This is a genomic window from Celeribacter naphthalenivorans, assembly GCF_020524585.1.
Taxonomy (GTDB): domain Bacteria; phylum Pseudomonadota; class Alphaproteobacteria; order Rhodobacterales; family Rhodobacteraceae; genus Celeribacter; species Celeribacter naphthalenivorans.
The window spans coordinates 147,603-164,435 of the sequence record NZ_JAIVLK010000002.1 but is presented as its reverse complement, the minus strand read 5'-3'; the positions used below and the strand labels follow the sequence as shown (position 1 = coordinate 164,435).

Here is a 16,833-nt window from a genome sequence, read left to right as displayed (position 1 = left end):
AAAACCCGCGCGACCTTCGACGTGGCGCGGGTTTTATGCCCCAAAGCCCCAAAATCTCGTAAACCTGTGTGAGAAGTCCCCATCTGGCGCAGCGGCTACGATGGGTCTCCCAAGCGTAGCGGAAGAGGTCTTGGAAAAAGATAGCAGTCCGTATTCGGGCGCCGTCCAACAACACGGATTTCAAGCTGCAAATACGCCGCACGCAGATGTTCGAGCGCCGGAGGACGCAGGCCGAAACGGTCATAATAGATTTCTCCCGCCTGCCAGCGGGAGGTTGGCTGCATCCAGTCACAGGGATCATGCGCCGAACCGAGCCCCCAGATCGCGCGATGCTCCCCGCCGGGCGGAACGGCCCGATACTCGAGCTTCAAATCATCCGGTGGCACAGGCGTTGCGCGCCACCACGTCTCCACCCAAAGCATCTCGCGGCGGGTGATCTGCGTCGGATTGAGACGAACCCCCAAGAGCTCAAGCCCGTTCACGATCTGAGGGACGACCCGGGCATCGCGGGGCACATGGGTCGCCTGTCCGAGACGGACGGCGGGCGCAAACTCCGACAGGCGTTCAAGCCGACGGGGTTTCTCCTGTTTCGCAACGGCTTCGGTTCGGGCGTTCGTCGTGTCTGTCGGCCTGGCGGCACGATCCGCAGGCGCATCGACATGGATCACCACAGCCTGCTCCGTGATCTCAACAGAGGTTCCGACCGCCCGACAGCGCGCAGCGAAATCGGCAAGGACGGGCGCGGCGGCGGCGGCGGGCAAGGTCTCGCAAAAACCATACCCGACACCGATGGGAAGAAACTCGACCCAAGCCACGCGGCCACGCTCAAGGCCAAGACGAAACACGCCGCCCGGTTTGATGTCGCTTCGCAAAGCTTCTGACAAGATCACCCCCAAGCCCGGCAGGATCGGCTTGGAGTTATAAATTTCGACGCCTTCAAGCCGGCTGTCGCGTGCGCCAAAGACCAGATCGGCCCCTGCGTCGATCAGGGCCTGCGACAGCGCACGTTGGGTCGCCTCAGCGACCTGTTTCCCCCAATGCACGGAGACGAAAACGACATCCGCCTGCTCTGCCGCGGCGTTGAACTCCTGCGTCAGGCGCCACGCATCCGGATGGTGGGGCGAGAGATAAGCCGTTCCGGCCTCAGCCTCACCTGCCGCAAAGCGTTCTTGGGAGGCATCGATACCAAACAGCGCAACACGCAGATCGCCCGCCTGACAATAGGTCGGCTGAAAGGCCGCTTCACGATCAGATCCGCTGCCTGCACTGGCGATACCGACCGCATCCAGAATGTCTTTTTGCTGCAAAAGCGCCGCTGGACCGTAATCGCCGCTATGGGCATTGGCGACCGTCACCGCATCGATCCCGGCATTGGCGAGCACCTCGATCATCTCTGGCCGGGCGCGCCGATAGAACGGCCCCTGCTCGCCCTTGTCGACCCCCTGCTGGCCCAATGTGCTCACCACACAATCAAGGGTCGCAATCGACAAATCTGCCTCTTTCAACACGGGAAGCTCAATCAGTTGATCCAGTCCAAGCTGTCCGGCGCGGTCATGCACGCGCCCGCCGAGATTGAGACTGCCCGCCAGTGCCACGACAGCCTGTGCCGGATGCGGCAAACTTGGGACCGAAGCCTGTGGCGCACTCTCGATTGCAGCTGTCGCTTGGGCTTGGCCGAGATAATACCGCAGATAGGCAACATAGCCCGAGAGGTAATGTTCCACATCGTCAATGCGCACCCGAAACGCGTGATGCCGGATGAAAAAACTCCCCAAGATACGCGCAGGATTTTTGAAATACATCGCAATCTCGGGCCAGAAAAAGCCGTTCAGCAGATGATGCGCCCGGGTTTCCAGTGCCCGGTAAAATGTATCACGATCCAACTGCTTCAGGAGATGACGATGCTCCGCGCTTTGGTCGAGGCGACCGATCATCTTATGCGCGGCCATCATCAATTCGAGCAGCGTCGGAAAGGTGGTAATCCGGTCGAGCACAAAGTCGAGATGCCCGACAACATTCTGAAGTCCAAAGCGAAAATAGCGTTCCTCCGGCCGGTAGAGTGTCAGCTCGTTGACACAGTAGCTCAGCCAGTGATCGTGAATTTTCCAATGCTCCTGCGCGATGAAATAGTCGAACGCTTTCTCAACCGTCGCGATCCAGCGCGGGTCCTTGGTCAATCCGTACAGGCGCATCAATCCAAAGGCCGCCTCGCCATCGTAATAGATGATGCGAAACACCTCCTTGACCGAAAGATCATCGGCATTGAGCACATGCGCCAACTGTCCCGTCTCTGCGTCCTGAAGCCGCACAATCCCCAAGGCCAGCGCCTCAAGAAGGGACAGATGACGCTCATCGCCGGTCAGTTCGGTGTATTTCACAAGCGCCAGAAGACAAACGGCACTTCCGCCCAGTTTGAGCTCATTGTTCATGTCGCGCAGGTAAGCGACCTGTCCCCCCTCCGGCGCGTCGTAGGGTTGGATCAACGTCTCGGTCAGAAAAGCAAGCCCGCGATCAATCGCCTCTTTGAGCGCCGCATCCTGCGTCACCTCCCAGGCCTCCAGCATCGCATAAAGCGTGCTCGCATGGCGCAAGGTGTTGTAAGAGTTGATTTCCCGATCAAAACACGGATGCAGCCCGTAGGTAAATTGGCCCTTCTCGTCGAGCTGCTCAGCCAAAAAACGGCTGGCGTCGTCAATCAACCGCGTGACGCAGGGCTGATCCAGATCCGCCAATTTGCGCCGCCCGGTATCCCGCCCTTCGACCCCGCCTTCATAGCCATGTAGCGGCACAGGCGGCGCATCGGCCTCAAGCAAAAACGCCTCTGTCGCAAAAAGCTGCACGGGGGCCTGCGCCTCAGTCGGCAAGGTGAACGCCGCACCGAAACGTCGCTTGCCATAGGCCGTGAAGTTCTTGATGTTCAATCCCGCGTGTTCGACCGCATTGCCAAGATAGAGCATCGCATTGGCATTCAGTTCCTGTTCGAGAAACGCCTGAGAAAACCCGGGGTCCAGTGCCACGCCATAGCGGAAATAGTTGCGTTTGCTGGCTTGAAACGCCTGTTGTGCCTGCTCCCATGACAAGGCCCAGCTTTGGCTGACCCAATCCACGCGCACCCAACGGACCTTCCTGTCGGAGGCGTCCGCCTCGATGCACCACTGTTCGAGCTGCGTCCAAAGGGCTTTCACATCCGGCGCGGAAAAATGAATGACTGTCGCACGTTCGGTGCCGTTGCTGATCGAGAAAAAGACCCGAAGCGGCGCGTTTTTTTCAGCGGATGACATCGCATAGGTCAGCGCCGCACGTGCCTGCGCCAAAAGTTGGCTTAGCGGCACCAAAGGCGAGGCGGTCAGGCGGGAGAGCGGGTCGCAAATAGTCTTCGTCATGACTTATATCCTGAGCAGGTTCATCCCGAACGGCTCAGACACCCTCACCTTTTGAGCATAGTAAATACGCCGAAAGGATAGGATCATAGCACCACGATCCAAGTCAACACTGGCGTCCCAGAAAAGACATGTCGACACAGTCCTCACGACAAGACCATGGCGGCAAAGCTCTGGCTCAGCTGTTCTGGCCCTAACTCTGGCCCTGACCCGCTTTGAAAAGCGCCTGATGGTCTGCCGCCAGAGCTGCGAAGGCACGAGACGTCGCTGAAAAGCCCAAAGATTCAGCAATAACACTTGCGTAAAGCGCGTCCGCAATCAAATTGCTGGACAGTCCCTGTGTCGATGCATCAGTATGCCGGAGATCATTCAAGCTTTGGTTCATGTCGAACTCCTAAAGGAGAGAGGCAGATCATGCTGGGTGAGTGATATTGGGGGTGACACAATCCGCCTCTCAAGTGTTGGGTTGGTCCGGTGAGAGACCAGCCCTGCGTGCGGAGAAGTTATTTGCAGGGTCTTCTCCTACACCATCCAATGGCCGTTGGATGGTGATCTCTTTTTATACTACCGGCTTGGCCACGCTATGCCCCAGATAGAGCCCGGGCGGGCAATTCCGCCCGGGTCTGTTTTGTTTAGATCGGCAGGATGTCGGTGACACCGCCCAGCAGGTCGTCGCCCAACAGATCACCGCCAAGCAAACCATCCGTCAGCCCACCAAGGAGCCCACCGGACGCCGCCGGGTCACCATCCGTCACCAGGACAAGCCCTGTCGCATCGGCAACAAGTCCTGCGTCACCGATCACGTCGCCAAGCACTCCGTCATTGCCGGTGATGTCGCCCAAGAGGCCACTGTTGCCGGTCACATCGCCGAGCAGGCCACCATCTGCGAGCACATCGTCGAGCAAGCCAGCGTCACTGCCCGTCAGCCCAGACAAAAGCCCACCTTCGCCGCCAAGGAGACCATCGGTCAGCCCGCCAAGGAGATCATCGCCCAAGAGGCCGTCCGTCACGCCACCAAGCAGATCGCCTTCGCCACCGAGCAGACCGTCGGTCAAACCACCGAGAAGGTCACCGCCCAAAAGGCCGTCTGTCAGACCACCAAGCAGGTCGCCCTCGCCGCCAAGCAGCCCATCGGTCAAACCACCGAGCAGATCACCGCCCAAGAGGCCGTCTGTCAGGCCACCAAGCAAGTCGCCCTCGCCGCCAAGCAGACCATCGGTCAGACCACCGAGAAGGTCACCGCCCAAGAGGCCGTCCGTCAGACCACCAAGCAGATCGCCTTCGCCGCCGAGCAAACCATCTGTCAGACCGCCGAGCAGACCGTCCGTCAAACCGCCGAGGAGATCACCGCCAAGGAGGCCGCCATCCGAACTGCCGTCGGTTGCGCCTTCGCCGAGCAGGCCGGTGCCGATCAAATCGCCGACAAGCCCTTCAGAGCCCGTGATGTCACCAAGCACGCCATCGTTCGTCAACAGATCGCCCAGAAGGCCACCGGAGCCCGTGACGTCGCCCAGCAGGCCGGAGTTTCCGGTCAGATCGCCGAGCAAGCCGGTATCGGAGACGAGACCGTCAAGCAGGCCAATATCGTCACCTTGGACCCCGTCGCCCAGAAGCGGTTGCCCCAGAAGGTCGTTTCCAAGCCCCCCAAGCACGCCGTCTTCCCCGACGAGATCACCCAGAAGGCCATCAGACCCCGTGATATCGCCCAACAGCGCACCGTTGTCCGTGAGACCGGCCAGCAGACCGCCAGCACCGATCAGCGGATCGAGGAAGCCCTGAACATCCGCATCGGCGTCTGCATCAGCGTCCGCATCAGCATCCGCGTCGGCGTCAGCATCGGCATCCGCATCCGCGTCGGCATCGGCGTCCGCATCAGCGTCGGCGTCAGCATCTGCATCGGCATCCGCGTCAGCATCGGCGTCAGCATCTGCATCGGCATCCGCGTCAGCATCGGCGTCAGCATCTGCATCCGCGTCGGCGTCAGCATCAGCATCCGCGTCGGCATCGGCGTCCGCATCAGCATCAGCATCGGCGTCAGCATCTGCATCTGCATCGGCGTCAGCATCTGCATCGGCGTCAGCATCTGCATCGGCGTCAGCATCCGCGTCGGCGTCCGCATCTGCATCCGCGTCGGCGTCAGCATCCGCGTCGGCGTCAGCATCCGCGTCGGCGTCCGCATCGGCGTCGCTGTCATCACCGCCGCCTCCACCGCCACCGGCGAGTGCTGCGAGACCGAGGGCGCCAAGACCGAGCGCCGCCACGGCTTCCTCGGGCATGCTTTCACCAAGGCCAGCCGCCGCGGGATCGCCTTCAATCACCATATCGTTGCTATAGACAATGCTATGAAGCGACCCGTCTGCAGCCGGGACGTAATAGCCAGCAACGGTGATCATATCCCCATTGCCAAGATCAATGATCAGATCATTGCCCGACCGGCTGTATGTCTCAAGCCCGGTCTGGTCGATGTTCAGCGGAACGCGCACCTCATTCGGGGACGCCTGAATTGTTTTCATAGTCATGTTTCACTCCAATACCCAATTACACCCTTCGCACAGTAACGAACACATACGTAAGTTCATACGAAAGACTTAAGTATGTATCTGAGATATTTTAGTATGCCTAGTCAAGTTTTCTCGCATCATATTCGGAGAAAATCCGACGACACGCACAACTCAGGCGCATTTCCCCCCGGCCTCGTGCTCACAAAGGGCCATCAAAACAGAAAAACGCCCCGCCAAAGGCAGGGCGCTTCATCGCGTTTCCGAGATCGATCAGATCAGAGAATCGTCACCACCGAGCAGACCACCGGTCAAATCGCCCAGAAGACCATCCTCTCCACCGAGCAAACCGTCCGTAAGCCCGCCAACGAGACCACCGTCGCTGAGCAGACCGCCGACCAGACCTTCGTCGCCGATCACCCCATCAAGCAGGCCATCCTCACCACCGAGCAGACCACCGGTCAGACCGCCCAGAAGACCGTCTTCGCCGATGATGCCGTCCAGCAAGCCATCGGTCAGGCCACCGAGCAGACCGTCAGAGGCCTCGCCCCCATCGGTCAGCAAGGTCAGACCCGTCAGTTCTGTCACGAGCCCCTCATCCCCAACGACGCCGCCAAGCAGGCCATCGTTGCCAGTCACATCACCGAGCAGCCCGCTATTGCCAGTCACATCGCCCAGCAGCCCCCCATCAGCCAGCACAGGATCCAGAAGCCCGGCACCCTCACCGCCTAGGACACCATCCGTCAAGCCGCCCAGCAGGCCATCTTCGCCGCCCAAGAGACCATCGGTCAGATCACCAACCAGCGGAAGCCCGTCGAGAAGACCGCCCTCGCCGCCGAGCAGGCCGCCAAGCAGACCGTCGTCGCCGGTCAAACCGCCGAGGAGTCCATCTTCGCCGCCGAGAAGTCCGTCGGTCAGATCACCCACGAGCGGGAGACCATCCAGAAGTCCCCCTTCCCCGCCGAGCAAGCCGCCCAGAAGTCCGTCGTCGCCGGTCAGGCCGCCAAGCAGCCCATCTTCGCCGCCGAGAAGACCATCCGTGAGACCGCCCACAATCGGAAGGCCGTCCAACAGGCCGCCTTCGCCGCCCAGCAACCCATCGGTCAAACCACCGACCAGCGGAAGACCGTCGAGCAAGCCGCCTTCGCCGCCGAGAAGACCATCCGTGAGACCGCCCACCAGACCTTCGTTGCCAAGCAGGCCACCGACAAGGCTATCGCCGCCGAGAAGACCGCCCACGAGACCGTCCTCCGCCAAAAGCCCACCGACGAGCCCCTCATCGCCCAGCAATCCGCCCACGAGACCGTCTTCGGTCAGAAGGCTACCGACAAGACCGTCAGCGTCCAGCAAACCGGCGGTGAGACCGGTGCTGCCGAGCAAGCCACCGACAAGCGAGCCCTCGCCCAACAGCGCATCGGTCACGCTGGACAAAGGATCATCGGAGCTCGGGCCGTCACCGAGCAGACCTGCGCCCAGCAGACCACCCAAGAGACCTTCTTCGCCGGTCACGGCACCCAAAAGGCCGTCATTGCCGATCAGGCTGCCCAGCAGGCCTTCGGATCCTGTGATCGCGCCAAGGCCACCTTCGTTGCCGGTCAAAGACCCCAGAAGACCGTCGTCATCCACAACAGAGTCGAGAATGCCCGTCGATTGGTCCGGCTCGGGCTCCGGCTCGGGCTCGGGCTCGGGATCCGGGTCGACCGTATCATCGTCATCATCGTCTGAATTGTCGTCGTCGTCATCCAAAAGCACTGCGGCACCAAGCCCCGCCAAGGCGGCCAGACCAGCGCCGGCTTCATCCAAGGAGAACCCCTGACCAAGCCCTGCGACCGCGTCTTCATCGTCCCAGACGCCTTCGACACCGCTGAACGTGCCATCTGCATAGAGCAGGCGATGCGCCTCGCCACTGGCGGTTTCGATATAAAAATTGCTGAGGGTGAGCGTGTCACCATTGACCTGTTCAATAACAAGGTCGTTTCCGGATTTCACAAAACGGCTCACGCTGTCCTTATTCAGATGAATCTGAACATCCACTGCGTCGCCAACAACAAATCCACTCATCGCCATTTCCCTAGTCCTTTCATGTGGCCCCTGCGGCCAGAATCGTTACGTAAGCAATAACCCCTCCCCTTAGTTATCAAAAGTATGTAGTTACATCAATAATAATATTTAGAGCATCAAATTGATCAGAGTTAGAACAATACGCAGCGAGAAACATTGCCGAAAAGTTGCATCTCCCCTTCCTTTGCGCCAATCACTCAGCGACACTCAGCGCGTGACAGATTGCACACGGCTAAGTTGAACATGGCCAAGCAAAGAACTGACGCAGACAGCACGGAAACTCCGTCGAGGACTGAAACACAGGTATGGTTAAACATGACGTCTGACCCCTATGCATCGCCCGCTCAGAACAACGCAGCGATGCGACCGATCATTCAAACCATTGCGCGTCTCATCGCGACGGACCGGCGCCCTTCCTTACTTGCCACCGAGACCGGAAGCATCCTTCTGGCCAACGCTCCCGCACAGCGTCTGCAGCTTGATCAGGGGGATCTGCAAGACAAACTCGACTGGAAAGCCCTGTGCAAACAGGCGAATCGCGCCACCAGTGTCGCCACCTCACTCACGCTTGGCGCAACCGAGCTGGAGGGCGAAGTCGTCCATCTCTCTCTTGGGGCGGGCGACGGCTTTCTTTTGCGACTTTCAGAAAATGATCACGAGGCCGCTTGGCTGCGCAACCGCTCACGTGCCGCCACGCTCATGCGCGTCGCGCATGACCTGCGTACGCCGATCCAGTCTCTCCTGGCAACGGCGGAGAATGTTCTGGACACCGCCGCCACTAACGACATGGCCCAAAACCAACAGGCCCGCAATCAGCTCAAGAAAACCTCCGAGTTGGCGCTGGAGCATATCAGCAACGTGCTTGGTGTCATTCGCGGTGAGCAAAGCGTCAGCGGCCTGCGTCCGGACGAGACATTCAACATCACCGAGGAATTGCGCAGCCTCATGATGATGATCTCTCCGATCGCGCGCGCCCGTCATGTGAATCTCAAACTTTGGCTCGATCCACATGAAGATGTGTGGGTGCATGGGCCGGTGCGTTTTGTGCGGGCACTCTTTCAAAATATTATCGACAACTCTGCCAAATACGGCGGGCAGGATGTCGAAATCGGGCTCTCTTGTCGTCCCATCGCCACAACGGAAACCGATGAGCCCTCGCTCAAACTTACTCTGACGGTCAAAGACATGGGGGGCGGCCTGCCCCCGGATCAAAAAGCGCGCCTTTTGAAAGCGCTCGGTCAGGCCGACGCGAAGCAGATCGAATCCTCGCGAGACAGCACCACCGCCCAATCCGAGCGCCCGTCGGCGGGATTGAATGTCCTCGCCCATGCCTTGCGACAACTCGGCGGCACGCTTGAATTCTCCGATCGCTATACAGGCGACTGTGAGACGGCAACCGACACGGACGCCGCGGTCATTGGCACGGTGATGGAGGTGACACTGGTTTTAGAAAAAGGAGAGCAGACGGGCCTGTTTTCCGAAACGCCAAACAAGTCGCTGCCCGAAGAAAACTCTTTGCAAGGGTTCTCCATCATTCTGGTCGAGGACAGCCCCGCAAGCCGGGACTGGATTTGCCATGTCCTGCGCGCCGCAGGCGCCCATGTCTGGCCGGCTGGAACAGGCCTTGAAGCGCTTTCCTTGCTCACGAAATCGGACATTACCGACAAACTCGATCTGATCCTGACCGACATGACCCTCCCTTACATGTCCGGCGTCGAATTCGCGCAACGCGTGCGCAAACAAAAAGACATCAACTGGCACGGCCCCATCGTGGCTCTGACGGCGCATGTGGCGGATGCCGTGCTCTCGGCCTGTGACGCCGCCGGTATTGCGAAGGTGCTTGAGAAACCCATTCGACCGGCACAGTTGCGCGCGGCGTTACACGCGGTCTTGGAGGACGCCAGAGGGACGTCGCAAAGGCTGTCGCCGCCGGCCTCACAGGACGAGGTCAAGGCCGTTGAGCCGGAAGCGACAGAGGTTCCGCCGCTCAAAGACGAGATTGTGCACGAACTGCTGACACAACTTGGCCATCAGGGCGCAACCTCTTTCATGACCCGCGCACATGCCGAGGCGGGCCAAGTGTTGTCCAAGCTGCAAAAAGACGGCATTAGCCCCGATACGGGTCGCATGCTGCATGCGGCGACAGGGGCCTGTAGCCTCACGGGACTTGGCGCATTGGAAGCCTGCTTGCGGTGTATGGAAAAGGCTTTTGATGCTGGCGCCCCCTTAGAGGACTGTCAGAAACAATTGGAAAAAGACCTCGCGCGCACTCAAAAAGCGATTTTTGAACTACCATAAGCTATATTGCCCCACCTCAAATACAACCATAGATTGCAAAATGTGGATTTCGTGCAGAATTCCGGAACATAATGAGCATTTGCTCAGTTAAAGAGTGGTGAAAATATTTTAGTGATCTCTATAGAGCTTCATTGCGTATTGAAGTTCACCAGTGAGACCAACTGGGCCGCACAGGCTTGGAAAAGAAGGAAAGCAGATGACGGCGACCGCCTCTAAGACGAGAATTCTGATTGCAGACGACCACGCGATGGTTTTGGAAATGTTCGATCATTTTCTTTCCAACCTCCCAGAATTCGAGGTAACAACGGCTCCCGATCTGAATGTAGCCATCGACATTCTCGACCGCGATGGCCCTTATGATTTGGTTTTGGTCGACTTGAACATGCCGGGCATGAACGGTGTCGAGGGGCTGGGGAAAGCGCTTGAGAAAAACCAAGGCAAACCGACCGGGCTTTTGACCAGCGATCCGACAGCTCAGGTTGTCACCGAGATTCTCGCCATGGGTAGCTCTGGCGTCATCCTCAAGACCGCGTCTTTGAAAGATTTGGCCAACGAAATCCGCTTTATGGCGGCGGGCGGACGATATGTGCCGGTCGAGTTGCTTGACCTGCAACGCCTTAAATCACGCGGCACGACGAAATCACCGCTTTCGGAAAGAGAAATGCAAGTGCTTGAGCATTTGGCAGAGGGGCAATCGAACCGCGAAATCGCGCAGGGTCTGAGCCTCGCTGAAGCCACCGTCAAGATGCATGTGAAATCAATCTGCACGAAACTCGGCGCGAACAACCGGACACAAGCGGTCATCGTGGCGCAGGACAGGAACTACATCTGAGCCTGTTGCGAAACGCCCGCACCGCTCTCCCTTGCACCGCGTTTCTCTTTATTCCCTGCCTCAGATAAAAAGAGAACGCGTTAATGTAGCTGACGCAAGGATCGCAGAACCGTTTGCCCGCAGGCTTTCGCGGGCAAAATGGCGTGACAGATTCCGAGAGAAGACAGAACGGACTCCCCTTCCCACATCTCGCTTTCAAGCGCGACAATGCGAATATCGGGATAGGTGCGTCGGATTTGCAAGCAGGCATCTGCTGCGGCCTCCGGCGCACCAAAAAAATCCTCATCCACGACAAGAACATCTGGTTTCCAGACGCCACCATGTAGATGGCTCAGCGCATTGTGCGCATTGTCGCTGTGGAGCAAGGACATCTGAAATCCTTGCCTGATTTGAGACATATCCATGGGGATTGCGTCCCAATCGGTGAAGGCAATCACATTGATCACCAAATGCGCAGACCCGGCTGAAACTGCGACGGCATTTTCCGGTTTTAAAGTTTGCTGTAGCATGCGTGAGCCCCCGTCATCCCCAGACGCACTTTCGGCGTCTTATATTTACTCCAAGTATGCCAACCGCACCGGCCGACGCATTGCGTGCTTTCGTGATGGTGCAGCATCTTCCGTAAGCTCCGACCAAACCGACAGATGGCGGTTCACCCGAAGCACTTGCACCAAATCTCCATTCGCCCCTTTTTGCTGCGCCGTTTTCCGGTCCATTTTTGCAAAAAGACGATCTTCCAGACTGCTCCGCTTATTGCCGCTTGCCTGTTGTCGTTTGAAAAGCATGAAATCACCAAACACTCTAACCGGGACCAACTCCCGAAATCTCGAATCGCGCCGCCCCCTAAACCCTGAGGTCCTTGCGCCGTCTTGAGACATGAGATAGCACGAATGGATATTTATACCTATACTTATTTTTAAAAAATAATCTTTAGTATGTAGTACAAAATCAATCTCGAGGAATTGCATAGAAAACAGGCGTTGGCTCCGCGAGATGCCAACGCCCATCAAATTTCCAGACATGACACCGACGAACCGATGTCAAAAACGCCTAAAAACGTGTGCTTAAGCTCAGACCAAAAACCTGCTCTTCATCGCCGTCCTCTTTCTCGATCGGCTTTGCGATGTAGAGAGAAATGGGGCTTGTTCCCACCTCAAAGGACAACGACAGCCCCACGGAACTGCGCTGGTGGTAATCGTCGTCGATCGCCCCACCCTGCGTATCGTCCAAGCCCCAAGCCGCGCCCGTTTGCCAGAACACGCCTCCCACCACGGGCGCCTCGACGAGGGCTTCGAAATTGTGCTGGAACTCGACGGAAGACACCGCAAACTTGTTGCCACCAAGCCCTTCACCGTTGTCACGCGGCCCAACGCCGCGCGGCGCAAAGCCGCGAAACATGTCGGCGCCGGGCGCAAAGCGGTCCAGAACCCGTGTGGCATTGCCCTGTTGCCCCGAAACCGTGCCCGCCTCGAGAGAGATCAACATGCGAGACTGTGCCCCAAGCGGCACATAGGAGCGGGTTTCAAAGCGGAAATCGGACAATTCGTCATCCGTGCCGAGGTTCCAGAAATACTGGTCCATGCCGAGATTGTATTCCCAGGTGCCCCAGCCACGTTCGCCATCCTCAAAAGAGCTGTGATTGAGGCCCAGTCGCACATAGGGCGCCGCGATGCTGTCGGTCTCTTCCGCCAGCAAAAGCGCACTGGCGTCTGGCGCCACATCGAAAAGCCGGTAATCACGGTATCCCAGACCCGCCTCCAGACGCGTCCTCGTCGTGAGTGTCCAGGCCAGATAGGCTTCGATCTGAGCCGCCTCGCGCGAGAAAGAGCGGTCGTCGTAGGAGATCTCCTCCCACCCCGTGCGAAAGCCCAAATCAATGTCGTCGCCGATGACATCGACATGATAGAGACGCGCGATGGCCCGTTTGACTTCGGAATTATATTCCAGCCGCACCGAGCCGTAGGTGTCGGGCAAAAGGTTGTAGCGTTCAAAAAACAGCCCACCGATCACCCCGTCTTGCGACGCGTAACTCAGGCTGCCCTCGATCCGCCCCGGCTGGGTGTTCAACTCCTGCACCTCGATGACAAGCGTCTCCCCCTCGGGATAAAGCACAACACTCTCGAACACGCCCGTGGACATGAGACAATCCTCGATGGCGCGCAGTTCCAGCGAGAGATAGGGCACATTCGGCACCGCCCCGCAGGTCATCTGAATGTCCTGTTCCGGGATGAACTGCGCCCCGCGCACTTCGACGCGGGCAAAGCTTTGCACCGATTGGGTCCCAACAGATTGCGCAGTACCCACTGTCGCAATCAGTGCCAAAGCAGGAAAAAGAACCGCCGTGCGTCGCACGGCAGGAGCAAAGAGTGGCGGCAGCATAGGTGTCTTTCTCTTACATCTCTTCAATTGTTTCAGCTCTGCGTCTGCGTTTCTGATGCCCCCACATCCAAAACGCTCAACGCAATCTTGCGCGCATCAGCGGACGGGTCAGATAGCTCAGAACCGACCGCTCTCCGCTTTCGATATCGACCTGCGCGACCATGCCGGGCCGGATCGCGAACTGCTCCCCAAAGCGTTCGAGATAGCTGGTCTCCGTGCGCACCATCACGCGGTAGAAATCTTGCGGACCCTGCGGCGTGTCCTCTTCGACCGTGTCCTCGGAAATCTGCGTGACCACCCCGGCGAGATCGCCATAGGTCGCAAAATCATAGGCCGTGATCTTGACGCTCGCGGGCATGCCCGGCGCGACAAAGGCAACGTCTTGCGGCTTGACCTTGGTCTCGATCAAAAGCTGATCGTCCGTCGGCGTGATCTCCATGATCGGCTCACCGGGCTGCACCACGCCGCCCAGTGTGGTGATTTCGATGTTGTTGACACGTCCGGCCACGGGCGAGCGGATTTCCGTGCGTTGGAATTCGTCCTGCTTCTGGATCAGGTCCTGCTGCAAGGTCGTCAGTTTGGCGCGCCGTGCCGCGAGATCCTTGTAGGCGTCCTGCACATAGGCGTTGCGCACTTCGTTGATCTTGCCGTCAAGCTCCGCCTTTTGCTGACGCAACTGCAAAAGATCGATCTGGCTGACGGCCCCGCCCGCGGCCAGCGGGCTGGTGATTTCGATCTGGCTCTCGATCGTGCCACGTTCCTCTTCAAGCGAAGCCAGTGAGGCTTCAAGCTTGGTCCGGCGGGCTTCGAAGAGGCGCAATTCCGTCGCTTCCGCCTCGTTGGGCGTTGGCCCAAACTCCAGATGCGGCTGCTCCAGAACCTCCGCCTCGAGACGTTGAACCTCTGCCGCCAATGCGGTGATCTCGGCCTGCGTGGCGTTGAAGGCCGTTTGCGACCGCGTGGGGTCGAGACGGGCGATCAGCTGGCCTTCCTGAACGATGTCCCCCTCGCTCACATGCAGTTCCGCAAGGATGCCACCCTCCAAACTTTGGATGGATTGCAAACGACGCAGCGGCACGACGCGCCCGTCGCCGCGGGTGATCTCGTTGATCTGGGCCAGCGCGGCCCAGCCGATTGCGATGACCAATGACAGCACGACCGTCTGGATCACCAAGCGCGCGCGTTTCACGGTCTGCCTGCGATAGCTGCCGTCGATATGGCTCGTTGTGATCAGATCGGCGTTGCTCATTTCACGGCCTGCACCGGTTTGGACTGCGCCGAATTGGCCCGCGCCGTGTTGAGGATCTGAAGCAGATCACCATCCCGCGCCACGCGCCCGTCCTTCAACACAATCGCCCGCTCGGTGAGACCGAGCAACTCGCGCTTGTGGGTGGAAATGATCGTCGTGCGGCCTTTGAGCCAGTCTTTGAGATAGGCGATCACTTTGGCTTCGGTCACATGGTCAAACGCTGAGGTCGGTTCATCGAGCAGCACCACTTTCGGGTCCTGCAACAAGACGCGCGCCAAACCGATGGACTGTCGCTGACCGCCGGAGACATTGGCATTGCTTTGAATCTGAAGATCGAGCCCGCGCACGTGTTGGCGCACGAATTTGCCAAGTCCCACGGCATCAAGCGCGGTCAAAAGCTCTTCGTCGGAATGCAGCCCGTGATCGAGCAAAAGATTCTCGCGCAGCGTGCCCTGAAACAAAGCGACGCTCTGCGGCAGATAGCCGATCTGACGCCGCCGGTCGATCGGATCGATCTGGCTCAAGGCAAGATTGTCCAACAGGACGCTCCCCGTTTGCGGATCGGTCAAACCGGCCAGCAAACGCAACAGCGTCGATTTCCCGGCCCCGTTGCCACCCAAAAGAGAAATCCGCTCCCCGGCTTCGATTTTCAATTCAGGGATGGCCAAGACCGGCGGAGCCTCGGGATTGTGGCGAAACACCACGTCCTGAAGCTGGTAGTCGCCCTGCATCATTTCTGCGCGCACGAAATGCCGATCCGAGGGGCGCTCGACCGGCATTTTCATGATCTCGTCGAGACCTTCCATCGCGGCGCGCACATGTTGCCACTTGGCAAGAAGCCCGGCCACCTGCCCCATCGGAGACATCGCACGGGTCGACAACAAGGTACAGGCGATGAGGCTACCGACGGTCAAATCACCGGCGCTGATCAGATAGACGCCAGCGATCACCACACCCGCATATGCAAGGCGCTGAACCGCGCTGACCAGCTGCGTCATCAACGTCGTCAGATTGCGGGTCTTCACCGCCGTCGTCGCCATCGTCGCCGTCAGCTGTGCGTGCGCCCGCTGAAGCCGACCTTCGGCGCGCGCCGCTTTGACCGTTTCGAGATTGGTGATGGTTTCGAGCAACAGCCCGTTGAGCGCAGCCGCCTCGCGGGTGTTTTCCTTTGAGGCCCGCGCCAGTTTCTTTTGCATCAAAATGCCGGGCAAAACCGTCAGGATCACCCCGGCCAACACCACCAGCGCGACAGAGCCACCGATGAACCAGATCACGCCCAGGAAGATCAGCACGAAAGGCAGATCGCAAATGGCCGTCACGGTGCTCGACGTGAAGAACTCACGCACAACGCCGAAATCACGGACTTGGTTTGCGAAGACGCCCGGTGAGGCGGGCTGGTTGACAAGGCGCATGTTCGCCACCTTGTCAAAAAGCTGTGCCGAAAGACGCAAATCCAAATCGCGCCCAGAGACATCGACCAAAGACGAGCGCATCAAGCGCAAGACCAGCTCAAGCACGATGGCGATGCCAACACCACTGGCCAGAATCCACAGGGTGTCCATCGCATTGTTGGGCACCACGCGGTCATAGACCTGCATCGAAAACAGCGCGGTCGCGACGGCCAGAAGATTGGCCGCAAAGGACGCGATCATCACGTCGCTATAAATCCACCAATTTTCCCACAGCGGCCCAAGCAACCAATGCCCACGCCCCGCCTTTTTGCCATCCAGACGGTCGGACACGATGTCGAGCGGCTTTGAAATCAACAGTTTACCGTCGTGTAGGCGCTCAAGTTCTTCGAGGGTCCAAACGGCTCGACCGCCGCCGGACTCCGGTAGAACGACTCTGGCCCGCTGGCCCGACATCTCTTCGAGGATCAGCGTGCGGCCGTCTTTCAGAAAGAGCAGAACCGGAAAACTATGTTCAGGCAGAGTGTCCAGCACCTCGCGGCTGATCCGGCAGCTCATATTGGCACGTCGCAACGCCAAAGGCGCCATCTCCGGTGTCAAATGGCTCCCCGCCTCAAGCGGCAATCCTTCGGTCAACTGGGTGACCGAGCTGGACACCCCCTGCAACCGGCAAAGTTCCAGAAGGCCCAGGACAAGAGGATCGTGCGATACCGTATCTTTCATGCCA

General features: G+C 58.9%; 10 protein-coding genes. 2 read left to right on the top strand and 8 right to left on the bottom strand.

The annotated features are described in order from the left end of the window. Nucleotides 1-95 precede the first annotated feature (95 nt). The 4 genes from LC094_RS04370 to LC094_RS04355 all read right to left on the bottom strand — a co-directional run bounded on the left by LC094_RS04370 (nt 96) and on the right by LC094_RS04355 (nt 7,939). Nucleotides 96-3,383 carry a CapA family protein gene (locus LC094_RS04370; RefSeq protein ID WP_226550523.1) on the bottom strand — a complete coding sequence of 1,096 codons (3,288 nt, stop codon included), beginning with the start codon at nt 3,381-3,383 and terminating at the stop codon, nt 96-98. A 190-nt stretch (nt 3,384-3,573) separates the two neighbouring features. Then, nucleotides 3,574-3,765 (bottom strand): hypothetical protein, encoded by a 192-nt coding sequence (locus LC094_RS04365; protein WP_226550522.1) that lies wholly within the window; start codon nt 3,763-3,765, stop codon nt 3,574-3,576. 247 nt (nt 3,766-4,012) lie between these two features. Further along, entirely contained in the window at nt 4,013-5,899 is a 1,887-nt protein-coding gene (locus LC094_RS04360) for a BapA/Bap/LapF family prefix-like domain-containing protein (RefSeq protein ID WP_226550521.1), read from the bottom strand. Nucleotides 5,900-6,151: 252 nt separating this feature from the next. Further along, a complete protein-coding gene (locus tag LC094_RS04355; RefSeq protein WP_226550520.1) occupies nt 6,152-7,939 on the bottom strand; it encodes a BapA prefix-like domain-containing protein in 1,788 nt (595 codons plus the stop codon). A gap of 315 nt (nt 7,940-8,254) precedes the next feature. Here LC094_RS04355 and LC094_RS04350 point away from each other — a divergent pair, with 315 nt between their 5' ends. Then, nucleotides 8,255-10,237 (top strand): hybrid sensor histidine kinase/response regulator, encoded by a 1,983-nt coding sequence (locus LC094_RS04350; RefSeq protein ID WP_226550519.1) that lies wholly within the window; start codon nt 8,255-8,257, stop codon nt 10,235-10,237. A gap of 196 nt (nt 10,238-10,433) precedes the next feature. Beyond that, complete coding sequence (locus LC094_RS04345; protein WP_226550518.1) at nt 10,434-11,069, top strand: response regulator transcription factor; 636 nt, start codon at nt 10,434-10,436, stop codon at nt 11,067-11,069. Nucleotides 11,070-11,149: 80 nt separating this feature from the next. Here the strand turns inward: LC094_RS04345 and LC094_RS04340 are convergent, their stop codons facing one another. The 4 genes from LC094_RS04340 to LC094_RS04325 all read right to left on the bottom strand — a co-directional run bounded on the left by LC094_RS04340 (nt 11,150) and on the right by LC094_RS04325 (nt 16,829). After that, on the bottom strand, nt 11,150-11,578 hold the full coding sequence (locus LC094_RS04340; protein WP_226550517.1) for a hypothetical protein: 429 nt from the start codon (nt 11,576-11,578) through the stop codon (nt 11,150-11,152). Between the two features lie 541 nt (nt 11,579-12,119). Further along, complete coding sequence (locus tag LC094_RS04335) at nt 12,120-13,448, bottom strand: BamA/TamA family outer membrane protein (RefSeq protein WP_226550515.1); 1,329 nt, start codon at nt 13,446-13,448, stop codon at nt 12,120-12,122. Between the two features lie 76 nt (nt 13,449-13,524). Then, nucleotides 13,525-14,697, bottom strand: coding sequence for an HlyD family efflux transporter periplasmic adaptor subunit (locus LC094_RS04330; protein ID WP_226550513.1), 1,173 nt, complete (start codon nt 14,695-14,697; stop codon nt 13,525-13,527). Next, nucleotides 14,694-16,829 carry a type I secretion system permease/ATPase gene (locus tag LC094_RS04325; protein ID WP_226550511.1) on the bottom strand — a complete coding sequence of 712 codons (2,136 nt, stop codon included), beginning with the start codon at nt 16,827-16,829 and terminating at the stop codon, nt 14,694-14,696. The genes LC094_RS04330 and LC094_RS04325 overlap by 4 nt, the downstream gene beginning before the upstream one ends. Between the last annotated feature and the right edge of the window lie 4 nt (nt 16,830-16,833).